Origin of the sequence: Paenirhodobacter sp. CAU 1674 (assembly GCF_029222945.1) — a bacterium.
In the GTDB taxonomy this organism is placed as follows: Bacteria; Pseudomonadota; Alphaproteobacteria; order Rhodobacterales; family Rhodobacteraceae; genus Rhodobacter.
Genome location: NZ_JARHUH010000010.1, coordinates 16,690 through 41,475 on the forward strand (window position 1 = coordinate 16,690; position 24,786 = coordinate 41,475).

Genomic DNA, 24,786 nt, shown 5'->3' on the forward strand with positions numbered 1-24,786 from the left:
CACAATCTTTAGCGGTTGAGGCAGGGACAGGCACATGATCGGGCGGAGGGGCAAACCTTCGACGCAGACCGAGGACAAGCCGAAAGGCTTTGACGCCTTCGAGTTGCGGCTGGGCGATGTGATGCGCGGTGAGCGCGCAACGCTGGCGAAATCATTGCTTGATGTGCAGCGCGAGTTGCGCATCAAGGCGGCCTATATCGCCGCCATCGAAAGCTGCGATGTCGCGGCCTTCGAAACGCCGTCTTTCATCGCAGGCTATGTGCGTTCTTACGCGCGCTATCTCGGGCTTGACCCGGACTGGGCATTCCAGCGGTTCTGCGCCGAAGCCGATTTCATGCCCACGCATGGCATGGCCGCCGCCGCCTCGGGCCCGAAACCGCAGCGTCGCCCGACCGAAGTGGCCGAGGCGCTGGCCAACCCGAACGCGACTTTCGTGCCCCGCACCCAGGCTTTCTGGACCAAGATCGAACCCCGGGCCGTGGGCTCTGTCCTGGCGCTGGCCTTGCTGGTCGGCGGTCTGGGCTATGGCGGCTGGTCTGTCCTGCAAGAGGTGCAGCGCGTGCAGCTCTCGCCGGTGGATCAGGCGCCGGATGTGGTGGCCGAACTCGACCCTCTGCAATCGACGCAACCGCTGCAGATCGCCAGTGACGATGCGCTGCCGCAATTGCCCACCCCCGAGGCACTGGACCGCATCTATCGTCCCGCCACGCTCGACGTGCCGGTGCTGATCGCCCGCGACGGGCCGATCGCGGCGATCGACCCGAAACAGACCGGCGTTCTGGCCGGGATGCCCGGCGAGATGACCGCACCGCAGCAGATCGCCGCGGCAGAGCCCGAACCGGCCCAGCCCGGCGTAGTGCGCACCAGCGCCGCCGATGCGCCTGCGGTTGAAATTCTGGCCGTGCGTCCCTCGTGGGTGCGGGTGCAGGCCAAGGATGGTTCGGTCATCTTCGAAAAGGTGATGGATGCGGGCGAACGCTTCGCGCTGCCCAAGCTCGAGGAGCCGCCGCTGATGCGCACGGGGGAATCCGGGGCGATCTATTTTGCGGTGAACGGCGTGGCCCATGGCCCGGCGGGCGCGCGCGGCGAGGTCACCAAGAACATCGAACTGTCGCCCGAGTCGCTGGCCGCGAAATATGCCACGGCCAATATCGACGCCGACGGCGATCTGGCCAAGATGGTCGCGGTCGCCGACGCGGCGGGCCTTGCGCCGGTCGAACCTGTCGCGGGCGAGTAAGCGCCGCAAACCTTGCCGGTTTCGGAACAGCCGTTGCCCTCGGGCGGCGGCTGTCCTATCTCTGGGGCCAGCAACCGGAGGCCGCTCATGTCGCACAATCCCATCCGTCCGTGGCGTGATATTTCCCGCCGCAAATCGCGTCAGATCATGGTGGGGCGTGTGCCCGTGGGCGGCGATGCGCCGATTTCGGTGCAGACGATGACCAATACCGATACCTCGGATGTGAAGGCGACGCTGGCGCAGGTGATCCGGGCGGCCGAGGTGGGCGCCGACATCGTCCGCGTCTCGACTCCGGACGAGGCCAGCACCCGCGCCCTGCGCGAGATTTGCCGCGAAAGCCCGGTGCCGATCGTGGCCGACATCCATTTCCACTACAAGCGCGCGATCGAGGCCGCCGAGGCGGGCGCGGCCTGCCTGCGCATCAACCCCGGCAACATCGGCGATGCCGCCCGGGTGCGCGAGGTGGTGAAAGCCGCCAAGGACCACGGCTGTTCGATCCGCATCGGCGTGAACGCGGGCAGTCTGGAAAAACACCTGCTGGACAAATACGGCGAACCTTGCCCGGATGCCATGGTCGAAAGCGGTCTCGACCACATCAAGCTGTTGCAGGACAACGACTTTCACGAATTCAAGATCTCGGTCAAGGCGTCCGATGTGTTCCTTGCGGCCGCCGCCTATCAGCAACTGGCCGATGCCACCGACGCGCCGATCCACCTGGGCATCACCGAAGCGGGCGGCCTGATGGCGGGCACCGTCAAATCGGCGGTGGGCTTGGGTAACCTGCTGTGGTCGGGGATCGGCGACACGATCCGCGTCAGCCTGTCCGCCGATCCGGTCGAAGAGGTCAAGGTCGGGTTCGAGATCCTGAAAAGCCTCGGCCTGCGCACCCGCGGCGTGCAGATCATTAGCTGCCCCAGCTGCGCGCGGCAGGGGTTCGACGTGATCAAGACCGTCGAGGCGCTGGAAAAACGGCTTGAACATATCAAGACGCCGATGAGCCTGAGCATCATCGGCTGCGTGGTCAACGGCCCCGGTGAGGCGCTGATGACCGATATCGGCTTCACCGGCGGCGGTGCCGGTTCGGGGATGGTCTATCTGGCGGGCAAGCAAAGCCACAAGCTGAGCAACGATCAGATGATCGACCATATCGTCGAGCTGGTGGAGAAACGCGCCGCCGATCTGGAGGCCGCAGAGGCCGCCGCCGAATAAGGCGGTCGCGCGGGATCGGGCCGGGCAGGGGGCGCCGCCCCCTCCTGGCTGCGCCAATTCACCCCCGCGGTATTTGAGGCAAGGTGAAAAGGCGTTTCTGTCTCTCTCTGGCAAAATATCCCGGGGGGAGCCCGGCAGGGCGGGGGGCAGCGCCCCCCTGCGCAGTTATCAGCTGCGCTGGCCCTTGATGATTTCCGCCATCACATTCGCGGGGGCATAGCCGCGCAGCAGCTCGCCACCGATCACGAAGGCGGGGGTGCCCGAAATCCGCATCCGTTCGGCCAGCTGGTGATTGGCGCGCAGCACCGCGCTCACCTCTTCCTCGTTCATCCGTTTCAGGATCGGGGCCGGGTCCTGACCCAGATCAGTTGCCAGGCGGCTCAGACTGTCGAGCGTGATGGCCCCACGGAACGCGATCAACTGATCGTGGGCTTTCTCGTAGACCTCGGCGCCGGCCAGCTGCAACAGTGCCACGGCAAAGCGCGCGGACAGTTCCGATTCCTGTCCGAGGATCGGGAATTCCTTGACCACGAAGCGGATGTTGCCGTCCTTTTCCAGCAGCTTGTCGACCTCGTCATAGGCCTTGCGGCAGTAGGTGCAGCGATAGTCCATGAATTCGACGACGGTCACATCGCCCTCGGGATTGCCGCCGACCCAGGAATAGCCGTCCTCGAAAATATCCTTGGCATTGGTCTGCACCAGGACCTTGTCGTTCTCGGCCTCGGCGGCTTGCTGACGCTCTTCCAGAACGCCGATCGCCTCGACCAGAACCTGCGGGTTTTCCATCAGATAGGCTTTCACCGCCTCGCCGAAGGCGGCCTTTTCGGCATCGCTCATCGCCGCAAGATCAAGCGCCTGTGCGGGCGCGGTGGCGAGGGTGGTCGAAAGTGCCAAAGCGGCAAGAAGCGTGCGGGTCATCGGGTCATCCTGTCTGGGCCCAGCGGGCGTTTGCGCCAAACTGGCCATGTTATGGCTCCGGCGCAAGGGGGCATGGCTGCGACCCGGTGACAGGGCCGCCCGCCTTGACCCCGCCGCCGCAGCGGCCTATCGCGCAGGTCAGGCACAGGATGGAGGCAGAACATGCGTTTCTCAACCCGCGGTCAGGTCGATCCCTTCATTGTGATGGATGTGATGGAGGCCGCGCGCGCGATGGAAGCCGCCGGTCGGCCGGTCATCCATATGGAGGTGGGCCAGCCCTCGACGCCGGCGCCGGCGCGCGCCCGCGCCGCACTGGCCGCCGCGCTGGAGGGCGAGCCCTTGGGCTATACCGTGGCGCTCGGGCTGCCCGCGCTGCGCCGGGGCATCGCGGATCTTTACGCGCGCTGGTATGGTGTCGATCTGGACCCGGCGCGCGTGGTGGTCACGCCGGGGTCGTCGGGGGCGTTCGCGCTGGCGTTTTCGGCCCTGTTCGATGCGGGCGACCGGGTGGCCCTGGGCGAGCCCGGCTATCCCAGCTATCGCCAGATCCTGCGTGCGATGTCGGTCGAGCCGGTGGGCATTCCCACGCGCGCCGAGAACCGCTATCAGCCGGTGCCCGGGGAAATTCCCGCCGATGTGCAGGGGCTGATCGTGGCCTCGCCGGGCAACCCCTCGGGCACGATGCTGGGCAAGCCGGAACTGGCGGCGCTGATGGGCGAGGCTGCGGCCCGCGACATCGCCTTCATCTCGGACGAGATCTATCACGGGCTGCATTACGAGGCCCGCGCGGTCACCGCGCTGGAAGTGTCGGACGAGGCCTTCGTGATCAACTCCTTCTCGAAATATTTCTCGATGACGGGCTGGCGCGTCGGCTGGATGGTGGTGCCGCAAACCCATATCCGCACGGTCGAGCGGCTGGCGCAAAACATGTTCATCTGCCCGCCGCACGCCAGCCAGATCGCGGCGCTGGCCGCGCTTGAGTGTATCGACGAGCTGGAGGCGAACCGCGCGGTCTATGCGCAAAATCGCCAGCTGATGCTGGAGGGGCTGCCGAAAGCCGGGTTCACCAAAATCGCGCCGCCCGACGGGGCCTTCTATATCTACGCCGATGTGTCCGACCTGACGACCGACAGCCGCGCGCTGGCCGCCGAGATCCTGGAACAGGCCGGGGTGGCGGTGACGCCGGGGCTCGATTTCGACCCGGTGCGGGGCGGGCAGACCTTGCGCTTCTCCTACGCCCGCCAAACGGCGGATATTGCCGAGGGGCTGGCGCGGTTGCAGGCCTTCATGGCAGCACGGGGTTGACGGTTTCGCGCCCGCCGGTCGCGCGCTATACTGCGCGAAAACGGAGCAGGCATGACACGGTTCTTCCTTACGATGGTGCTGGCGCTTTGGGCGCTGGCGGGGTTTGCGCAGGCGCCTGAAATGTCCGCGCTGGCGCGGCTCGATCCGTCCCGCTCGGTGGTTCAGGCCAGGCAGGACGGGTTGGTTCTGGAACTGGGACTGAGCCAGCCGGTGCCCTATCGCGCCTATCTGCTGGATGCGCCACCGCGGCTGGTTATGGATTTCCGTGAACTGGATTTCGGCGCGATCGCCCCGGCGGATTTGCGCGGGGCCGATCTGCTGGGCGATCTGCGTTGGGGCCGGTTTCGGCCGGGCTGGACCCGGCTGGTCGCCGAACTGCCCGGGCCGATGGCGCTGAGCGAGGCGGTCGAGGACACCGCAGGGGATGCGCAGATCCGGGTGCGGCTCGATCCGGTCCCGGCCAGCCAGTTCCCCGCCCGCAGCGGCGCGCCGGAATCGGCGCTTTGGGATCTGCCGCAGCCTGCGGTGACCGACCCGCCGCACCGCCGCCAGGATGGCGCCACGCCGCTGCGCGTCATTCTGGACCCGGGCCATGGCGGCATCGACCCCGGCGCCGAGGCCGATGGCCATTCCGAAGCGGTGCTGGTGCTGACCTTCGCACGCGATCTGAAAGAGGCGATGACGCGGGCGGGGATGGAGGTGCTGCTGACCCGGGAAGAGGATGTCTTCGTGCCGCTCGAAACCCGGATCACGGTGGCGCGCGCCGCGGGCGCCGATCTGTTCCTGTCGCTGCACGCCGATGCACTGGCCGAGGGCGAGGCGACGGGCGCCACGGTCTATCTGCTTGACGCCGCGGCACAGGACGAAGCCTCGCAGAAGCTGGCCGAACGGCATGATCGCGCGGATCTGCTGGCCGGGGTCGATCTTGAAGGGCATGACGATGCGGTGGCGGGGGTGCTGATGGATCTGGCGCGCGCCGAGACCCAGCCGCGCAGCCTGCGGCTGGCACAGGTGCTGGCGGGCGCGATCAAATCCGAGGGGCTGAAAATGCACCGCCATCCGGTGCAGGGCGCGGATTTTTCCGTGCTGAAATCGCCCGACATCCCCTCGATCCTGCTGGAGCTGGGGTTCATGTCTTCGGAGGCCGATCGCGCGCGCCTGCTGAGCGCCGAGTGGCGCGGGCGGATGGCGGCGGCGCTGGTCGCGGGCATCCAGCGGTGGGCACAGGCTGATGCGGCCGAAGCCCGGCTGTTGCGCCAGTAGGCGGGCGGGCAGGGGAGGCGCTGCCCCCGTCCGTGCCGGACTCCCCCGGGATATTTATGCCAAAGTGAAAGAGCGCTTTCTTTCTGGTCGAAATATCCCGGGGGTGAATGGCCGCAGGCCAGAGGGGGCAGCGCCCCCTGCGCCGCCGCGGCCGCGCGGCTTCCCGCCCGGCTGACACCAAGTTGTTTTGACCCGCCCCCGCTGCCGCGTTATATGGGCGCCATCGGGGGCGGTTGGCCCCATGGGGGTGGCTTTTGATCCGTTTTATCCTGTCTTCGCTCGGCGGTCTGTTTTCGTGGATCGTGACCGCGCTGTTTTTCGGCGCGCTGACTGTCGGTGCGATTTTCTGGATGTATTCCCGCAACCTGCCCAGCCACGAACAGTTGGCGCAATACACCCCCAAGACGATCTCGCGGATCTATTCGGGCGAGGGCCGCCTGATCGACGAGTTCGCCGAAGAGCGCCGTATCTTCGTGCCGATTCAGGACATTCCCGATCTGGTGAAGAACGCCTTCATCTCGGCCGAGGACAAGAATTTCTACATCCACAAGGGCTATGACGCGCGCGGCATGCTGGCGGCGCTGGTGCAGGCGGTGAAATCGGGCGGCAAGGATGTGCGCGGCGCCTCGACGATCACCCAGCAGGTGATGAAGAACTTCCTGCTGTCTTCCGACCGTTCGATGGAGCGCAAGATCAAGGAGTTGATCCTGGCCAGCCGCGTCGAGGAGGCGCTGTCGAAGGATCGGATTCTCGAACTCTACATGAACGAGATTTTCCTCGGGCAGAACTCTTACGGTGTGGCTGCGGCGGCGCAGACCTATTTCAACAAGACGCTGAGCGAGCTTGCCCCGCATGAGGCGGCGATGCTGGCCGCGATGCCGGCGGCGCCGTCGAGTTTCCATCCGGTGCGCAACATGGAAAAGCTGCAGGGGCGGCGTAACTATGTGCTGCGCGAGATGGCGCAGAACGGTTACATCAGCGAGGAAACCTATCAGTCCGAGCGGCTGATGCCGGTGAAATCGGTGCAGAACGGTGATTTTCCGCCCTTCCGTGACCAGTTGCCGCCGCGCGACTATTTCACCGATGAAATTCGCCGCCAGCTGTCCAAGACCTTCGGGCAGGATGAATTCTTCGGCGGCGGCCTGACCATCCGGGCGACGGTCAATCCCGACATGCAGGCGGTGGCGGCGCGCGCGCTGCAGAACGCGCTGGAAAAATACGACCGCGGTCTGGGCATCTGGCGGGGCACCGGTGTGAAGATCGAGGCCGACAAGCTCGGTTCCGAGGCCGACTGGCGCGCGGCGCTGGCCGCTGTTCCGACCGACAAGGCCCCGCGCGACGTTGCGGGCTGGCATGCGGCCGTGGTTCTGGAACTGGGCGAGCAGGATGCGCGCATCGGCATCGAAGGCATCGAGGAAGACGCCGACGGGCACTGGATTCCGGCCGAGGATGTGACCTGGGCGCGCAAGCGGCTGGAGGGCGGCAAGCTGGCCGCGCGGGCCAAGCGGGCCTCGGATCTGCTGGAGGTGGGCGACGTCGTGCTGGTGCGCGCGATGACCAAGGATGCCGATGGCAGTTTCATCCGCTGGACGCTGCGGCAGGTGCCGCTGGTCGAGGGCGGCTTCATGGCGATGGACGTGAACACCGGCCGCGTCATCGCGATGCAGGGCGGGTTCAGCTACCAGTCCTCGGTGTTCAACCGCGCGACGCAGGCGATGCGTCAGCCCGGGTCCAACTTCAAGCCCTTTGTCTATGCCGCGGCGCTTGATAGCGGCTTCACGCCTGAAACCATCGTCGTCGACGCCCCGATCGAGGTGAACACGCCGCAGGGTCTGTGGCGGCCCAAGAACGCATCGAACAAGTTCTATGGCCCCACGCCGATGCGCACCGGGCTGGAGCAGTCGCGAAACCTGATGACCGTGCGGATCGCGCAGGAAATCGGGATGGAGACGGTGGCGCAATACGCCGAGAAATTCGGCGTCTACAACCCGATGCAACCGTTTCTGGCCAATGCGCTCGGGGCGCAGGAAACCACGATGTATCAGCTGATCTCGGCCTATGCGATGTTCGCCAATGGCGGCGAGCGGGTCGAGCCGACGCTGGTCGACCGGGTGCAGGACCGCTGGGGCCGCACCATCTATCGCCACGATCAGCGGATCTGCGAGGACTGCCAGAAGGAAATCCTGACCGCGGGGCAGGGGCCGCGTGTCACCTCGTCGCGCGAACGGGTGATCGACCCGGTTACCGCCTATCAGATGATCTCGATGATGGAAGGTGTGGTCGCGCGTGGATCGGGTTCGGGGGTCAATCTGCCGGTGCCCGTGGCGGGCAAGACCGGGACCACGAACGATGCCAAGGATGTGTGGTTCACCGGCTTCACCTCGAATATCGTGGCCAGTTGCTACATGGGTTATGACCAGCCGCGCGGGCTTGGGCGGGGCGCCTATGGCGGCACGCTTTGCGTTCCGGTGTTCAACGAATTCATGCGCGAGGCGGTCAAGGTCTATGGCGGCACCCGGTTCAAGGTTCCGCCGGGGGGCTATTGGGCCAAGTTCAACCGCTTTACCGGCGAACGTCTGCCCGACGACGCCACCGGCGATTTCGTGCAGGCCGAGTATCTGCGCGAGGGCCAGGAGGGTATGCTGGGTCTGGGGCTGATCGTCGACGGCGGCTTTGCGATGGGGGCCAACCTGCCGCTGTTCGCGCAGGGCGAAACCGACGAGGGCGGCACGGCGGTCACCACCTCGACCGGGCAGACCAAGGTCATCCCGAAAAAGGCCGATTTCGGCACGCTGACGTCGGGCGGGCTCTATTGAGGGACGGTTAACCGTCTCGGGGCCGATGCACGCAGACCTGCTATCGGCCCCCTCTGCGGGTAAGGAAGGTGTCGCGGTCTTTGGCGGATCTGGCGCCGGCGGCGAGTCTCCCGCCAAGCCCGCCCACCCCTTGCCCCAACCGACACGGGGTTGTAGAACCGCCCCGAATGACTGGAAGGACCCAAGACCCATGCGCGCCGAGATGCAGAACATTGTGGAATCGATCCGCAAATCGCTGAAGCTGTTGGCGCAGCGGATGGATTGGGAAACCGCCCCGCATCGCCTGGAGGAATTCAACGCGATGATCGAGGACGGCGATCTGTGGTCGGATCCCGCGCGCGCGCAAAAGCTGATGCGCGAACGGCAGATGCTGATGGACAAGGTCGAGACCTATCAGAAGATCGACCGTGAGTTGACCGACAACGTCGAGCTGATCGAACTGGGCGAGATGGAAGACGATCCCGAGATCGTTGCCGAGGCCGAGAAATCGCTGCGCGAGCTGAAAGTCCTGGCCGATGCCAAGGAACTGGAGGCCCTGCTGGATGGCGAGGCCGACGGCAATGACACCTTCCTGGAAATCAACGCGGGCGCAGGCGGCACCGAAAGCTGCGACTGGGCCAGCATTCTGGCGCGCATGTATGTCCGCTGGGCCGAGAAGAAGGGCTACAAGGTCGAATTGCAGTCGGAATCGGCGGGCGACGAGGCGGGGATCAAATCCGCCGCCTACAAGATTTCCGGCCCGAATGCCTATGGCTGGCTGAAATCGGAATCGGGCGTGCACCGGCTGGTGCGGATTTCGCCTTACGATTCGGCGGCGCGGCGGCACACGTCGTTCTGTTCGGTCTGGGTCTATCCAGTGGTCGACGACAATATCGAGATCGACATTCCCGACCGCGACATCCGCATCGACACCTATCGGTCTTCGGGTGCGGGCGGTCAGCACGTCAACACCACCGACTCGGCCGTGCGGATCACCCACTTGCCCACGAATATCGTGGTGACCAGTTCGATGAAATCGCAGCACCAGAACCGCGAGATCGCGATGAACGCGCTGCGCTCGCGGCTGTATCAGCTGGAACTGGACAAGCGGAATGCGGCGATCAACGCGGCGCATGAAAGCAAGGGCGACGCGGGCTGGGGCAACCAGATCCGTTCTTATGTGCTGCAGCCCTATCAGATGGTGAAGGATCTGCGCACCGGATACGAAACTTCGGACACGCAGGGTGTTCTGGACGGTGATCTGGACGGGCTGATGGCGGCGACTTTGGCGATGGGTGTCGAGGGGAAATCCCGGGCCGACGCCCAGGCAGAGGACTGAGCGATGGCGGCGCGGGTTTATATCACCGGCGCCGCAGGATCGGGAACCTCGTCCCTCGGACGGGCATTGGCCCTGCGTGCGGGCGTGCCGCATCTGGATACCGATGATTTCTATTGGGCGCCGACCGATCCGCCCTTCACCAGCAAGCGCCCGGTCGAGGAACGTCTGGCACTGATCGCCGCCGCGCAGCTTGCACAGGGGCCGCAGGGCGGCTGGGTGCTGTCCGGTTCGGCCGACGGCTGGGGCGAGGTGGCAATCGAGGGCGCCGGGCTGATCCTGTTTCTGCAGACGCCGACGCCGGTGCGGCTGATGCGGATACGCAAGCGCGAGGCCGCGAAATTCGGCGACCGGGTCAAGCCGGGCGGCGACATGTATCACAATCACGCGGAATTCCTGAAATGGGCCGCCGGGTATGACGAGCCCTATTTCGGCGGCCGTTCGCTGCAGCGCCATCGCGACTGGCTGGCCGGTCGGCCCGAACCGGTGCTTGAACTTTCGGGTGCCAAGCCGGTCGAGGATCTGCTGGCCGCTACCTGGTGGCGGATGCAAGAGCTGGGCCTGGTCTGAGCCCGCACGGGCCTATCCCGCCATCACGATGGGTTTCTGGTTCTTGGCGTGGCGCGCGCTCAGCTTGCGCCCGATGCGCCCGGTGGTCAGCGGGCGGGCCGCCTGCGGCGGGGTGGCGTTGTCGCGCAATTCGGGGAACAGGGTGAAGATCTCGGCCCGGGCCTCGCGCGTCAGGGCCCGCAGCGCCTGCGTCCCGGTATAGAGCGATTCCGCCTCGGCGCCATTGGCGAAGACCACCTCGTGACGATCGAACAGCAGGTGCAGGTAACTGACCGGGGCAGGGATGGTCATTTCGGAAATCCCGGGCAAGCCGACCAGATGTTTGGCCGCGATCAGCACCTCGCGCGCGCCGCTCACCCGTTCGGCGATACTTGATCGCATCAGGATGCGGTGCTGGGGCGAGACCAGCAGATCGTGCTGCGGCAGACCGCGCCCGAGCGCATCGGCGGAAATGCGGATCGGCCGTAGATTGGGTGCCACCTGCAAGGCCAGTGCGTTCAGATCGCGCTGCCCGATCCAGCGCAGCGGCTGAAACCCGTGATCGAGGGTGCGCACCATATCGCCCGCCGCCAGTGACTCGATCGGGCGGGGGCCCTGATCGGTGTCGATCATCGTGCCTGCACAAAAGCAGATCGCGCTGTAGGTATCGGTAAAATCCAGCTGGCCGTCGTTGTCGCCCGCATTCGGATCGCCGTTTTCGTCGGTGGCGTAATAGACCAGCGTCGTTGCCTGCGTCGGCAGCCCGCCGTTCAGATCCAGCAGCAGATAGCCCTTGTTGCCCTCGAAGACGATATAATCGTCGCCCGCCCCAAGGCCAGCCACCAGATCGTTCTTGGGTGTCAGCTTGTTGTAGCCATTGACCGTGGTCCAACCCGCGCCGCCCGTCGTCGGATCGCCATCGTTGTCCTTGCTGGGGTCATAGACATCGAGCTGCCAGAACTGGCCATTGCTGAATTCGGTCGCGGTGGAGTTCTTGTTGCCGGTCCATTGCAGCCGGTACAGCGTGTCAGACCCGCTGAGCGCTTTGACATTCGGCAGCACGATGCCGAAATTCGCGTCGCCCGGGTTGCCGCTGTTCGTCGGCTGCCCCGAAAGCGCGGCCACCATATCGCCGGACAGATAGATCGGATCGGTATAGGTGTTGTCGGCCATGATTTCGGGCCCGCGATTGGCAAGGATCGTCCGCCGTGGCGCATGCAACGCGGCGCACGACTGGAAATGTCCTCATGGTCCCGCGCGGGCGGGGTTTGTGGTGACGGTGCGTCTTGACTGCTCGGGCGGCCGCTGAGCGGCTCGTGGTTACTCTTGATTAACCAATTGTGCCCTAGGCTGCGGAAAAATCAAGAAAATTCGAATCACCTTGGATTTGCGGCCCCTGATTGCGCTGCAGCGTGACAATTTTCATTTGCCGCATCGCGGGGCGCGCGCTTAGCCTTTTTGCATCAGGGAGGACAAAATGACGCACACAGACCGGATCGGCGGCGATGACGCCCGCCCCCACGCCCGCCCCAGTGATGGTGGCCCTTCGCCCTTGCCCGAGATCCACGAGGTGCCCACCACCGCGATTGCCGAGGTGCTGCGCGCGGGCTGGCGGGATTTCCTGCGCGCCCCCGCCTTCGGGCTGTTCTTCTCGGCGGTCTATGTGGCGGGGGGGATCGTGCTGTATCTGGTCTTCGCCGCCAATGGCAAGGAATGGTGGCTGATGCCCTTCATCCTCGGCTTCCCGTTGCTGGCACCTTTCGCCGCGATCGGCCTTTACGAGGTCAGCCGCCGGATCGAGGCGGGCGAGCCGCTTCTGTGGCCCGAGGTGCTGGGCGTGGTCTTCGCGCAAAAGGACCGCCAGTTGCCCTCGATGGCAATGGTGATCCTGCTGATGTTCATGTTCTGGGTCTTTGTCGCGCACACGACATTCGCGATGTTCATGGGGATGTCCGCGCTGACCAATGTCACCAGCGATCCGTTCGGGGTGGTTTTTTCGGGCAATGGTCCGATGATGTTGCTGGTGGGGGGCACGATCGGCGCGATCTTTGCGCTGGTGCTGTTTTCCTTCACCGTGGTCGGCCTGCCGCTGCTGATGGAACGCGAGGTGGATTTCATCACCGCGATCATCACCTCGGTGCGGGCGGTGACGGGCAATCCGGTGGCGATGCTCAGCTGGGGGGCGGTGATTGCGGGCTGCCTGTTCGTCGGCATGCTGCCGGTGTTTCTGGGCCTGTTCATCGCGTTGCCGGTGTTGGGACACGCCAGCTGGCACATGTATCGCCGGATCACCGGCTGAGGGCAGCGGCCTTTTGTGCCGCGCCATGCAAAAGGGCAGCCGCAAGGCTGCCCTTTTCGATTGTGCAAATGCGCCCGGGCTTACTCGGTCGGCGGGGCCAGTTTCGGCGTGCCCTGACCGTTCGACAGCGGGTCGTCCTGACGCTGGACCGAGCCCTCGAAATGGGCGCCCGATTCGATGGCGATGGTCTTGTGAATGATGTCGCCTTCGACGCGTGCGGTCGAGGTCAGGCGCACCTTCAGGCCGCGCACACGGCCCACGACACGGCCGTTGACGACCACATCATCCGCGACGATCTCGCCCTTGATCGTGGCGCTTTCGCCGACGGTCAGCAGATGGGCGCGGATGTCACCTTCGACCACGCCTTCGACCTGGATGTCGCCGGTGGTCTTGATGTTGCCGACGACGGTCAGGTCGGAGGACAGCACAGAAGCGGCCGGTTTGGCACGCGGCGCAGTGGGAACAAAATCGCCCAGCGGTCGCGCAGGGGCCGTGGTGTCCGGCGCCTTGGATTTGTCGGTTTCCGGGGCCGCTTTGGGGCCCGGCTCGTGGATTTTGCTCTTAGAAAACATCTTTGGCAGCCTTGATGAATGTCATCGGGTTGATGGGTGAACCGCCCACCCGGATTTCATAGTGCAGATGCGGTCCTGTGGACCGTCCGGTATTGCCTGTATCACCGATCAGATCGCCGCGCGACACTTTTTGCCCGACGCTCACGCGGATTTTGGACAGATGGCCGTAAACCGTGGACACGCCGAAGTCGTGGCGGATCTTGATTACGTTGCCATAACCGTTTTCCCATTCGGCCGCGGTGACCACGCCATCGGCGGGCGCGCGCACCTTCATGCCGACGGGGCCGGCCAGGTCGATTCCGGCATGCAGCCGCCCCCAGCGATAGCCGTAGGGCGAGGTGAAGCGGTAGCCGCCGTTCAGCGGGATCGCGAAGGGCAGCTTGTCCACCGCGATGCGATACATGTTCATTTCGTCGAGCTTTTGCAGAATGCCGTCGGCACGCGCCGCATCGCCGCCCAGATCAATCGCCCCTTTCGAGGACAGCGAAATGGCCGACAGCGGCCCGCCGGTGCCCGAATAGCCGCGGCGGATCTGGTTCATGATCGTGTCGGGGTTCATGCCTGCCGCCTTGAACATCTGATCGAGCGGCTTCATCGACACCTGCACCGCACCTTCGAGCGTGGTGAAGATCTCGTCGTTGCGTTCTTCGAGCAGGCGTTTTTCCAGCGCGATCTCTTCGGCTTCGGCGCGGGCGGCTTCGGCATCGCGGGCGGCGGCATCGCGTTGGGCGGCGGTTTCGCCCAGCACCGAGGCCAGTATGTCGACCGTCTGTTCCATGTCCTGCGCGCGGGCGACCGGCGAGGCGCCGCTTTTCGGTGCGGCCTTGCTCAGCGCGACTTGCAGCGCATCGCGCGCGTCGTCGCGTTCGGTCATCGTGCGGCGCAGCGTCGACTGGATCACGTTGATCCCGGTCTCCAGCTCGCGGCGGCGCTCTTCCGAGGACAGCAGCGCCGATTGCATCTGTGACACCTGCGTCAGCGCGGTTTGGAAGCGGTTCTGCGCGGCCAGCGCCTCGGCCGCGCGGCTGTCGCGTTCGCGGGCCAGGCTGTCCAGGCGGCGTTCGAAGGCGGCCTGCGAAATCGCCGCCTGATCGGTGTCTGACCCCGAAGAGATGCCGTCGATGAACAGCAGGGACGTCGCGATCACCGACCAGCCGAACAGCAGTGCCACCGTGCCGAGCGCTGCGGCCTGGGTCAGCGGGCGCATCCGCACGAAACGGGTGGCGCTGTCGGATTTCAGAAACAGGCGCTGCTCGGGCAGCACATGTTCAAGGCTCGAATTCACGCGGTCGAGGATGCGTTTTGGCAAACCGTTTATCCTGTGGTCGTCTGAGGGATCGGATGCCTCCTGCATCCTTGCCCCCGCAGGCCCAAGAGCCAGCCGGAACTGCACCGGGCTTAGCAAGCCGGGACGGCGGCGCGCAACCGGTTTTGGCCCGGTTGCGACCTTTCGGCCCGTGCCGCGCCGCGGCTGGGCAGGAATCTGCCGATTTTCAAGGTGCTGGCGCGGCCGTGCGGGACGGTTTCGCCCCGGGGTTGTGGCAGGCCCGCTCAGGCCAGCCCGCGCACCGCCTCCAGAACCTCTGCGGCATGGCCGGCGACCTTGACCTTCGGCCAGACCTGGCGGACCACACCGGCCGCGTCGATCAGCACCGTGCTGCGGGCGATGCCCATCGAGGTCTTGCCATACATCGATTTTTCGACCCAGGTGCCATAGCGCTCGCAGGTGTCGCTGCCCTCGTCCGAAACCAGCACGACGCCAAGCCCGTGCTTGGCGCAGAACTTCTCGTGCTTGGCGGGGCTGTCCTTCGATATCCCCACGACCACGGCGCCCGCCGCGGCAAATTCCGCCCCGAGCCGGGTGAAATCCAGCGCTTCAGTCGTGCAGCCGGGCGTGTCGTCGCGCGGGTAGAAATACAAGACTACCGTCTGCCCGCGCAGCGCTGACAGGGTCAATTCCGCCTCGCCGCTGCCGTTGTCGGTGCGCGGTAGGGTGAAATCAGGCGCGTTTTCGCCGATCTGGATCATGGCATACTCCGCTTGTGATGGATCATCGGTTGAATTCCCTGCGCGGTTCCGGTCAGGAATGCTAAGGTCTAGTGCGGCGCGGAGATTTGTAAACCGCCCGACCGTGGCAAAGACTGCGGCATGCAACAATGGCCCATGGGCCACGAGGTAGGATGAAGGACGAGCCGACGCGCCCGCCCGAGCCGGGCAGCCCCGAGGGCACCCCCGCCGATGCGGGGTCTCTGGCCTTGGCGCGGAGCCGTGCGCGCTTCGGGATCTGGCTGCTGTTGAGCCTGCCGCTGCTTGTCGCGGCCGGGGTGTTTGCCTTTCTTGTGCTTACCCATCGTGCGGTGCCCGCGCCCGAATGGCTGGTCGCGCGGATCGAGGCGCGCGCCAATACCGCGCTCGCGGGGCGGTTGCAGGTGCAGATCGGCGGCATCGACGTGATCGTCGACGAGGGGTTTGTGCCACGGGTCCGGATGAAGGTGGTGCAGGTCGCGCGTGCCTCCGGCCTGCCGCTGGCCGTCTTGCCGGAACTGCGCACCACCTTGCGTGCCCAGCCGCTGTTGCGCGGCAAGGTCGAGTTGCGGGCCTTTCGCATCCGCGGCGCGAGCCTTGCCCTGCGGCGGCTGGAAGATGGGCGCATCGACCTGGATCTGGGCGGGGCGGGGGGCGATCTGGGCTTTCGCTTCGACAGCCCGCGCGCTGCGGTCGAGGCCTTCGAGGCCGCTTTCGAAACCCCTGTCCTGTCCCGGCTGGAGGAAATCGTGGCCGAAGGCGTGCAGTTGCGGCTGACCGACGAGCGGCTGGACCGGGTCTGGCAAGTGTCGTCGGGGCGGTTTCGCCTGTCGCAGACCGATGACCAGATCGCGGTGACGCTGAGCCTCGAAGTCGGGGCGCAGAATGCCGCGCCCGCGCAGATCGCGCTGACCGCCATCACCCGCAAGGACAGCCCGGCGGCCAGTTTCGGCGTGGCGGTGACCGATATGCCCGCCGCCGATCTGGCGGTGCAATCGCCCGCGCTGGCGATGCTGGGGCTGCTGGACGCGCCGATCTCAGGGGCGCTGCGCTCGGGTCTGGACGACAACGGCGAATTGCAGGCCATGGCCGGGGTTCTGGAGGTCGGCGCGGGCGCGATCAGCCCGGCGGAAGGCGCGCCGCCGGTGCCCTTCGAGGGCGCCAAGGTCCGTCTGGCCTATGATCGCGCAACGCAGCAGGTCAGTTTCAGCGACCTGAGCTTCAGCAGCCGTGCCCTGCGGTTTCAGGCTGACGGCCAGACCCTGCTGCGCGATTTCCGCCGTGGCCTGCCGGGCGCGGCGGTGACCCAGATCGCGATCCGCAATCTGCAACTGGACCCCGAGGGCGTGTTCGAGAAACCCGCGCAGATCTCGCAGGGGCTGGCGGATCTGCGGATTCAGTTCAAACCCTTCCGTATCGAGTTGGGGCAGCTGCAACTGATCGAGGGCGAGCGGCGGATTTCCGGGCGTGGCGCGGTTTCGGCCGATGCGGCCGGCTGGCATGTGGCCTTCGACGCCGCGATCAACCGGATCAGCCAGCCCGATCTGCTGGCGCTCTGGCCGCCCGCGCTTGTGCCGCCGACGCGCAAATGGGTCGCCGATAACGTCGTTACCGGCGAATTGCACAACATGCGCGTCGCGCTGCGGCTGGAGCCGGGCACCGAGCCGCGGCTGGCGCTGGGGTATGAATTCCGCGGTGCCGAAGTGACGGTGATCCGGTCGCTGCCGCCCGTGCGCGAGGGGCGCGGCTTTGCCACGATCCACGAGAACCGCCATGCGCTGATGGTCGAGGAAGGCCATGTGATCCCGCCCGAAGGCGGCCAGATCGAGGTCGCCGACACAACCCTGGTGGTGCCCGACATCCGGGTGAAATTCGCACCCATGGTGGTGCGTCTGCTGACCCGCTCGCCGATCCGGGCGGCGCTGTCGCTGCTGGATCAGCCGCCTTTTGAATTTCTGAAGAAGGCCGGCAAAACTGCGGATATCGCGACCGGCTGGGCCGAGGCGCAGACCGTGCTGAACATGCGCCTCAAGCCGAAACTGACGCCCGAGGATGTCGATTTTGACGTGGTTGCGCGGCTGACCGATGTGCGCTCGGATAAGGTCGTGCCCGGGCATGTGCTGGCGGCCGACCGGCTGATGCTGAATGCCGATCGCACGGGGCTGGTGCTGTCGGGCAAGGGCGATCTGTCGGGCGTGACCTTCGATGCGCGCTGGTCGCAGCGCTTCGGCCCCGAACACAAGGGGATTTCCGCGGTCAACGGCTATGTCGAGATCACGCCCGACGCGTTGGAGACCTTCAACATCGCCCTGCCGAAGGGGGCGGTCTCGGGCACGGGCTGGGGCCATCTGGTGCTGGACCTGCACGAGGGCACGCCGCCCGGCTATTTCCTTGAAACCGACCTCAGGGGGCTGGCGTTGAAGATCCCGGAAATCGGCTGGTCGAAGGCGGCGGCCAGCAAGGGCAACCTGCAGGTCGCCGGGGCCCTGGGCGCGCCGGTGCGGGTGGATCGCATTGCGTTGCGCGCGCCGGGGCTTGCGGCCGAGGGCAAGCTGAGCCTGCAGGCCGGTGGCGGGTTCGAACGCGCATCGCTCGGTTCGGTCCAGATCGGCGACTGGTTTTCCGGCGCTGTCGATCTGGTCGGGCGGGGGGCGAACCGGGCACCGGATATCGAGGTTTCGGGCGGCTGGCTCGATTTGCGCCGTGCGGATCTGGGCAAGGGCGCGGGGGGCGGCGGGGCCGGTGGCGGCAAGATCCACGCGGCACTGGATCGGGTGACCGTCAGCGACGGCATCGCACTGACCGGGATGCGTGGAAATTTCGGAACCCGCGGCGGTTTCAACGGCACCTTCACGGCACGGGTCAACGGCACCGCCCCGATCAGCGGCGCGGTCGGCCCGGCCGATAACGGGCGCACCGCCGTGCGGATCAATGCCGAGGATGCCGGCGCGGTGCTGGCCGCTACGGGCATCTTCAGCAAGGCGCGGGGCGGGGCGTTCGACCTGACGCTCTCGCCGGTGGGGGACCAAAGCTACGAGGGCCGCGCGCGCACCACGAACTTGCGGGTCAAGGATGCGCCGGTGCTGGCCTCGATGTTGTCGGCGGCGTCGATCATCGGATTGCTGGAGCAACTGAACGGCGAGGGCATCCTGTTCACCGAGGCCGAGGCCCAGTTTCGCCTGACCCCCGAAGGTGTCAGCCTGACCCGGGGACAGGCGATCGGCGCGTCGATGGGGGTGACGATGACGGGCAATTACCTGCCGGGCATGGGCACCCTGGACATGGAGGGGGTGATTTCACCCTTCTATCTGATAAACGGCATCGGACAGATCTTTGCACGCCGGGGCGAGGGCTTGTTCGGCTTCACCTACACGCTGCGGGGCGCGGTGGCCTCGCCAAAAGTGGTGATCAATCCGCTTTCGATCTTTACGCCGGGCATGTTCCGCGAGATTTTCCGCCGCAACCCGCCGAAACTGGTCACCGAATGAAACTTTCCGATTTTGACTTCCATTTGCCCGAGGGGCTGATTGCAACGCGCCCGGCGCGGCCACGCACCGCTGCGCGCCTGCTGCTGGCTGAAGGCGACACGATCACCGATCTGCATGTCGCAGATCTGGTCGATCTGTTCCGCCCGGGCGATCGTTTGGTGTTGAACAATACCAAGGTGATCCCGGCGCGCCTGGCTGGCACGCGCCATCGCGACAGCGCGCAGGGACCAGTGGCCGCGAAGATCGAGGTCACCTTGCTGGAGCCCGCGCCGCAGGGCGAATGGGTGGCGCTTGCCAAACCGCTGCGCAAGCTGCGCGCAGGCGAGGAGATCGTGTTCTCGCCGGATCTGTCGGCCCGCGTGGTGGCGATCGAGGCCGGGCAGATGCGCATCGCCTTCAACCTGACCGGGCCGGATTTCGACGCGGCGCTGGCGGCGGCGGGGGCGATGCCGCTGCCGCCCTATATCGCTGCGCTGCGCGCCCCGGACGAGGCCGACAAGACCGATTATCAGACTGTTTTTGCACGCCATTCCGGTGCGGTCGCGGCGCCCACCGCCAGCCTGCATTTCACCCGCGAGCTGCTGGAAGCGCTGGCCGCAAAGGGGGTCGATTTCACCGAGGTCACGCTGCATGTGGGCGCGGGCACCTTCCTGCCCGTCAAGGTCGAGGATGTGACGACGCACAAGATGCACGCCGAATGGGGCGAGGTCAGCGCCCAGGCCGCGGCCGAGATCGCCGCGACGCAGGCGGCGGGCGGGCGGATCATTCCGGTCGGCACCACCGCGCTGCGGCTGATCGAAAGCGCGGCCGAGGGCGGCGAGATTGCGCCTTTCCGCGGCACCACCGAGATCTTCATCTATCCGGGCTATCAGTTCCGCGTGACCGACGCGCTGATGACGAATTTCCATCTGCCAAAATCGACGCTGCTGATGCTGGTTTCGGCGCTGATGGGCAAGGATCGCATGGCGCGGATCTACAAGCATGCGGTGGACAAAGGCTATCGCTTCTTTTCTTATGGCGATGCGTCGCTTCTGATCCCTGAAAGTCGCAAACAGCCCTGACCGGGCGATCGCGCCGCATTAGATACGGCGTTCCGCATAGAAGAGGTGCGCCATGCTGTCCGTCCTGCGTCATTCCTGGGCCCTGCTGCTGGGTATCATGCTGCTGATGGTCGGCAACGGGATGCAGGGCACGCTTCTGGGCATTCGCGGCCAGATCGAGGGAATCTCGACCTTCCAGATGTCGGTGGTGATGGCGGCCTATTTCGCGGGTTTCCTGTTCGGCTCGCGCACCGTGCCCAATCTGATCCGCAGCGTCGGCCATGTCCGCGTGTTCGCAGCCCTTGGCAGCCTGATCTCGGCGGTTCTGATCCTTTATGCCACCGCGCCGCACTGGATCGCCTGGGCCTTCATGCGGGTTCTGATCGGGTTTTCCTTTTCCGGCGTCTATATCACCGCCGAAAGCTGGCTGAATGCGGCCTCGACCAACGAAAACCGCGGCCAAGCGCTGTCGGCCTACATGATCGTGCAGATGATCGGCATCATCGGCGCGCAGCTGCTGATGAACGTGGGCGACCCGGCGGGGTATTTCCTGTTCGTCATTCCCTCGGTGCTGGTGTCGCTGGCCTTCACGCCGATCCTGTTGTCGGCGGCCCCCGCGCCCGCCTTCGCGACGATCAAGCGGATGAGCTTTGCTCAGCTTTGGCAGGCATCGCCGCTGGGCTGTGTCGGGATTTTCCTGCTGGGCGGTGTGTTTTCGGCACTGTTCGGTATGGCCTCGGTCTGGGGGACCGGCGCCGGACTGTCGGTGAAACAGATCTCGGCCTTCGTGGCGGCGATCTATGTGGGCGGGCTGTTCGCGCAATATCCGATCGGCTGGATGTCGGACCGGATGGACCGGCGCGTGCTGATCGCGACGCTTGGCGCACTGGGGGCGGTGGCGATGCTGGGGGTCTTTGTGACCGACCCTCCCTATGTGGTGCTGTTGTTGGGGGCGGCGATCATCGGCGGGGTGGCCAATCCGCTTTATTCGCTGCTGCTGGCCTATACCAACGATTTTCTGGACAGTTCCGACATGGCCTCGGCCTCGGCGGGGCTGTTGTTCATCAACGGGGTGGGGGCGATCAGCGGTCCGATCATTACCGGCTGGCTGATGGGGCTGGTCGGCCCTGGTGGGTTTTTCCTGTATCTGGCGGTTCTCAACGCCGGGGTCGCGGCCTACGCGGTCTGGCGGATGACCCGTCGCCCGGCCCCGGCCATCGAGTCGACCGGTGCCTTTGCGGTGCTGTCGCCGACCGCGACGGCCTTCGCGGTAGATGTGGCGCTGGAAACTGCACAGGAAGACAGCAACGAATCGCCTTCCGAATCGGCGGATTGAATTTCTCTGCGCATAGTTTGTGCATTGTAAAGAGTTTTGTTGATTTTTCCGATTTTCCTGTCACCGTGACGCCACAGCACTAATATTGGAAGGCGGAGAGTCATGGAACGGATCACCGAGGTGATCGCGTTCTGGCGTGACGAAGTCGGGCCGGAACGCTGGTATCAATCGAATGAGGAACTGGATCGCACGATCCGAGAGCGGTTCGAGGCGTTGTGGCAGGCTGCGCATGACGGAGAGCTGGACGACTGGGCCGATACGCCGCGGGGTGCGCTGGCGCTGGTGATCCTGTGCGATCAGCTGCCGCGCAACATGTTCCGCGGACACCCCAAAAGCTTTGCCACCGACCGCCGTGCGCGCGAAACGGCCGACCGGGCGATTGCCGAAGGGTATGACATGGCCATCGACGATCCGCTGCGGCAGTTCTTCTATGTGCCCTTCCTGCATTCCGAAAGCCTGCTCGATCAGGAGCGTGGGGTGGAGCTGTATGAGGATCGCATGCCGGACGAGCACCTGCGCCATGCCCGCGCCCATCGCGCGGTGATCGCGCGCTTCGGGCGCTTCCCTTGGCGCAACCCCTGGATCGGGCGTGCCACCAGCGACGAAGAGGCGGCATTCCTTTGGGCGGGCGGCTATGACTGGGCGGTGCGCGCCGAGAGGAAGAATAAGGTCGCCTGACGGTCGGGAACAGGGCCATTGATGCCGTCTGGAAATTAGTTTAATATCAAACTAGTTTTCAGACGGAGGAAGATCCATGGCCGCTAAAGGCTTCGACATGATCGTGATCGGTGCGGGTCCGGGCGGCTATGTTGCTGCGATCCGGGGCGCACAGTTGGGGCTGAACGTCGCCATCGTCGAGCGCGAGCATCTGGGCGGGATCTGCCTGAACTGGGGCTGCATCCCGACCAAGGCGCTGCTGCGCTCGGCCGAGGTGTTCCACCTGATGCATCGTGCCAAGGAATTCGGCCTGTCCGCCGACAAGATCGGCTTCGATCTGGATGCTGTCGTCGCGCGCTCTCGCGGGGTTGCCAAGCAGCTGTCGGGCGGCATCGGCCATCTGATGAAGAAGAACAAGGTCACCGTCTTCATGGGCGAGGCGACGCTGCCCAAGCCGGGCGTCGTTTCGGTCAAGACGGACAAGGGCACCGAGGAGCTGACCGCGAAATCCATCGTTTTGGCCACCGGCGCGCGGGCGCGCACCTTGCCGGGGCTGGAGGCCGACGGCGATCTGGTCTGGAGCTACAAGCACGCGCTGGTGCCCAAGCGCATGCCGAAAAAGCTGCTGGTGATCGGCTCGGGCGCGATCGGCATCGAATTCGCCAGCTTCTTCAATACGCTGGGCGCCGATACCACGGTGGTCGAGGTGATGGACCGTGTGCTGCCGGTCGAGGATGCGGAAATCAGCGCCTTCGCGAAGAAGCAATTCGTCAAGCAGGGCATGACGATCCTTGAGAAGACGACGGTCAAGAAACTGGACCGTGGCACCGGCAAGGTCGTGGCGCATCTGGAAGATGCCAAGGGTACCACCACAGCGGAATTCGACACGGTGATTTCGGCCGTCGGCATCGTCGGCAATGTCGAGAATCTGGGGCTCGAGGCGTTGGGGGTCAAGATCGACCGCACCCATGTGGTGACCGATGAATACTGCCGCACGGGCGTGGCGGGGCTTTATGCCATCGGCGACATCGCGGGTGCGCCCTGGCTGGCGCACAAGGCCAGCCATGAAGGCGTGATGGTGGCCGAACTGATCGCGGGCCAGCACCCGCATCCGATCAAGCCGGGCTCGATTGCCGGCTGCACCTATTGCCACCCGCAGGTCGCCAGTGTCGGCATGACCGAGGCCAAGGCGAAAGAGGCGGGGCATGAGGTGCGCGTGGGCCGCTTCCCCTTCGTGGGCAACGGCAAGGCGATTGCCCTGGGCGAGCCCGAGGGGCTGGTGAAAACCGTGTTCGATGCCAAGACCGGCGAGCTTTTGGGCGCGCATATGGTCGGCGCCGAGGTGACCGAGATGATCCAGGGCTATGTGATCGGCCGGACGCTGGAAACCACCGAGGCCGAGCTGATGGAAACCGTCTTCCCGCATCCGACGCTGAGCGAGATGATGCACGAGGCGGTTCTGGATGCCTACGGGCGCGCCCTGCATTTCTGACTTTTCGGTCAGAAATTTCTTGACCTCGCGCCGCGCCGCGGCACATTCCGCAAAGGGCCCGGGTGTCGGGCCCTTTGCCATTTTCAAAGGATGATCCGATGCAGACGCGCTGGGGGGCGGTTTTCGCACTGTGGTTTGCCGGGCTTTGTGCGGCGGGGCAGTTTTCCAAGATCGGCGTGATCTTTCCCGAACTTGCCACGCTCTGGCCTGGGGCCGGGGCGCGGCTGGGCCTGGTGGTCTCGGTCGTGGGCGTGGTGGGGGTGATCTTCGGCACCACCGCCGGGCTCTTGGTGGTGCGGCTGGGCGCGCGGCGGCTGATTATCGGTGCGCTGATCGCCGGGGCGGTGATTTCGGCGCTGCAATGCCTGCAGCTGCCGCTGGGCGTGATGATTGCCAGTCGCGTGCTCGAAGGTTTTGCCCATCTGGCAATCGTGGTGGCGGGGCCGGTGCTGATCGCCGGGGCGGCCGCGCCGCGCGATCAGGCCGCTGCAATGACCCTGTGGTCGACCTTCTTCGGGCTGGCCTTCACCGTCACAGCGCTTTTCGGCCTGCCTTTGGCGCAAAGCCATGGTGCCGCTGCGCTCTGGGCCATTCACGCGGTGCTGATGGTTCTGGCCGCGGCGCTGCTGGTCCGGGTGCTGCCGCCTGAGGCGCGCCAGCCTGCGCAGGTGCCGCTGCGGCTGCCTGCGCTGCTGAGCGATACGCGGGCGATCTATGCCAGCCCGAGCGTCGCCGCGCCTGCCATGGGGTTTGTCTTCTACACGCTGATCTTCGTGGCTGCGCTGACGCTGGTGCCGGGGCTTGTCGCGCCGCAGTTCCGCGCGCTGACCGCCACCGTGATGCCGCTTGTCTCGATCGCCAGCTCGCTGGGCGTCGGGGTCGCGCTGACCCGGCGCCTGGGCGCGGTGCGGGTGGTGCAGATCGGTTTCGCCGGGGGCGCGCTGGCGGCATTGCTGTGGCTGCTGGCTTCGGGGCTGGGGCAGGTCGGCGCGGCGCTGCTGATTTCGGCCAGCCTTGGGCTGGTGCAGGGCGCCAGCTTCGCGGCCATCCCCGAACTGAACCCGACACCCGAAGCGCGCGCCCGGGCGGCGGGGGCCATTGCGCAGCTGGGAAATGTCGGCACCACGCTGGGCACGCCCGTGCTGCTGGCGCTGGCTGCGCAGCTGGGGCCCGCCGCGCTGACGCTGTTTACGCTGCCGCTCTGTCTGGGCGGGATTGCGGTGCATGTTTGGCTGCGCCGCCGCCGCACCCGCTTCTGACCGGCG

Annotated in this window: 19 protein-coding genes; 14 read left to right on the forward strand and 5 right to left on the reverse strand. The window is 65.7% G+C overall.

Translation table 11 applies throughout. The annotated features are described in order from the left end of the window. The first annotated feature begins 34 nt into the window (after window positions 1–34). Both P2G62_RS14260 and ispG read left to right on the forward strand, forming a co-directional pair. A complete protein-coding gene (locus P2G62_RS14260) occupies window positions 35–1,237 on the forward strand; it encodes a helix-turn-helix domain-containing protein (RefSeq protein WP_275735578.1) in 1,203 nt (400 codons plus the stop codon). An 87-nt stretch (window positions 1,238–1,324) separates the two neighbouring features. Further along, the gene (gene ispG / locus P2G62_RS14265) at window positions 1,325–2,446 is read left to right on the forward strand and encodes a flavodoxin-dependent (E)-4-hydroxy-3-methylbut-2-enyl-diphosphate synthase (protein ID WP_275735579.1); all 1,122 of its coding nucleotides are present in this window, start codon (window positions 1,325–1,327) and stop codon (window positions 2,444–2,446) included. Between the two features lie 168 nt (window positions 2,447–2,614). Here ispG and P2G62_RS14270 read toward each other — a convergent pair whose 3' ends face one another. Further along, a complete protein-coding gene (locus P2G62_RS14270; protein ID WP_275735580.1) occupies window positions 2,615–3,364 on the reverse strand; it encodes a DsbA family protein in 750 nt (249 codons plus the stop codon). Window positions 3,365–3,526: 162 nt separating this feature from the next. Between P2G62_RS14270 and P2G62_RS14275 the strand changes: the two genes are divergently transcribed. The 5 genes from P2G62_RS14275 (at window position 3,527) to P2G62_RS14295 (ending at window position 10,633) form a co-directional block, all read left to right on the forward strand. Then, complete coding sequence (locus P2G62_RS14275) at window positions 3,527–4,669, forward strand: aminotransferase class I/II-fold pyridoxal phosphate-dependent enzyme (protein ID WP_275735581.1); 1,143 nt, start codon at window positions 3,527–3,529, stop codon at window positions 4,667–4,669. 51 nt (window positions 4,670–4,720) lie between these two features. Further along, complete coding sequence (locus tag P2G62_RS14280; RefSeq protein WP_275735582.1) at window positions 4,721–5,932, forward strand: N-acetylmuramoyl-L-alanine amidase; 1,212 nt, start codon at window positions 4,721–4,723, stop codon at window positions 5,930–5,932. Window positions 5,933–6,186: 254 nt separating this feature from the next. Continuing rightward, complete coding sequence (locus tag P2G62_RS14285; RefSeq protein WP_275735583.1) at window positions 6,187–8,748, forward strand: PBP1A family penicillin-binding protein; 2,562 nt, start codon at window positions 6,187–6,189, stop codon at window positions 8,746–8,748. A gap of 190 nt (window positions 8,749–8,938) precedes the next feature. After that, a complete protein-coding gene (gene prfB, locus P2G62_RS14290; protein ID WP_275735584.1) occupies window positions 8,939–10,066 on the forward strand; it encodes a peptide chain release factor 2 in 1,128 nt (375 codons plus the stop codon). Window positions 10,067–10,069: 3 nt separating this feature from the next. Continuing rightward, a complete protein-coding gene (locus P2G62_RS14295) occupies window positions 10,070–10,633 on the forward strand; it encodes an adenylate kinase (protein ID WP_275735585.1) in 564 nt (187 codons plus the stop codon). Between the two features lie 12 nt (window positions 10,634–10,645). On the opposite strand, the gene P2G62_RS14300 is transcribed toward P2G62_RS14295, so the two are convergent. After that, the gene (locus P2G62_RS14300) at window positions 10,646–11,785 is read right to left on the reverse strand and encodes a Hint domain-containing protein (RefSeq protein ID WP_275735586.1); all 1,140 of its coding nucleotides are present in this window, start codon (window positions 11,783–11,785) and stop codon (window positions 10,646–10,648) included. Window positions 11,786–12,089: 304 nt separating this feature from the next. Between P2G62_RS14300 and P2G62_RS14305 the strand changes: the two genes are divergently transcribed. Beyond that, entirely contained in the window at window positions 12,090–12,911 is an 822-nt protein-coding gene (locus P2G62_RS14305; RefSeq protein WP_275735587.1) for a DUF2189 domain-containing protein, read from the forward strand. A gap of 80 nt (window positions 12,912–12,991) precedes the next feature. Here P2G62_RS14305 and P2G62_RS14310 read toward each other — a convergent pair whose 3' ends face one another. From P2G62_RS14310 to P2G62_RS14320, 3 genes are all read right to left on the reverse strand, one after another. Then, window positions 12,992–13,483 (reverse strand): polymer-forming cytoskeletal protein, encoded by a 492-nt coding sequence (locus P2G62_RS14310; RefSeq protein ID WP_275735588.1) that lies wholly within the window; start codon window positions 13,481–13,483, stop codon window positions 12,992–12,994. Next, window positions 13,473–14,792, reverse strand: a complete 1,320-nt coding sequence (locus tag P2G62_RS14315; RefSeq protein ID WP_275735589.1) for a M23 family metallopeptidase — start codon at window positions 14,790–14,792, stop codon at window positions 13,473–13,475. Before P2G62_RS14315 ends, P2G62_RS14310 begins: the two co-directional genes overlap by 11 nt. A 242-nt stretch (window positions 14,793–15,034) precedes the next feature. Further along, a complete protein-coding gene (locus P2G62_RS14320) occupies window positions 15,035–15,511 on the reverse strand; it encodes a peroxiredoxin (RefSeq protein ID WP_275735590.1) in 477 nt (158 codons plus the stop codon). Between the two features lie 152 nt (window positions 15,512–15,663). Here P2G62_RS14320 and P2G62_RS14325 point away from each other — a divergent pair, with 152 nt between their 5' ends. The 6 genes from P2G62_RS14325 to P2G62_RS14350 all read left to right on the forward strand — a co-directional run bounded on the left by P2G62_RS14325 (window position 15,664) and on the right by P2G62_RS14350 (window position 24,780). Beyond that, complete coding sequence (locus P2G62_RS14325; protein WP_275735591.1) at window positions 15,664–18,996, forward strand: hypothetical protein; 3,333 nt, start codon at window positions 15,664–15,666, stop codon at window positions 18,994–18,996. After that, window positions 18,993–20,057, forward strand: a complete 1,065-nt coding sequence (queA, locus tag P2G62_RS14330; protein WP_275735592.1) for a tRNA preQ1(34) S-adenosylmethionine ribosyltransferase-isomerase QueA — start codon at window positions 18,993–18,995, stop codon at window positions 20,055–20,057. The genes P2G62_RS14325 and queA overlap by 4 nt, the downstream gene beginning before the upstream one ends. A gap of 52 nt (window positions 20,058–20,109) precedes the next feature. Next, complete coding sequence (locus tag P2G62_RS14335) at window positions 20,110–21,372, forward strand: MFS transporter (RefSeq protein WP_275735593.1); 1,263 nt, start codon at window positions 20,110–20,112, stop codon at window positions 21,370–21,372. A 102-nt stretch (window positions 21,373–21,474) separates the two neighbouring features. After that, window positions 21,475–22,050 (forward strand): DUF924 family protein, encoded by a 576-nt coding sequence (locus P2G62_RS14340; RefSeq protein WP_275735594.1) that lies wholly within the window; start codon window positions 21,475–21,477, stop codon window positions 22,048–22,050. A gap of 76 nt (window positions 22,051–22,126) precedes the next feature. Further along, a complete protein-coding gene (lpdA, locus tag P2G62_RS14345) occupies window positions 22,127–23,521 on the forward strand; it encodes a dihydrolipoyl dehydrogenase (RefSeq protein WP_275735595.1) in 1,395 nt (464 codons plus the stop codon). A gap of 98 nt (window positions 23,522–23,619) precedes the next feature. After that, entirely contained in the window at window positions 23,620–24,780 is a 1,161-nt protein-coding gene (locus P2G62_RS14350) for an MFS transporter (RefSeq protein WP_275735596.1), read from the forward strand. Window positions 24,781–24,786: the final 6 nt, after the last annotated feature.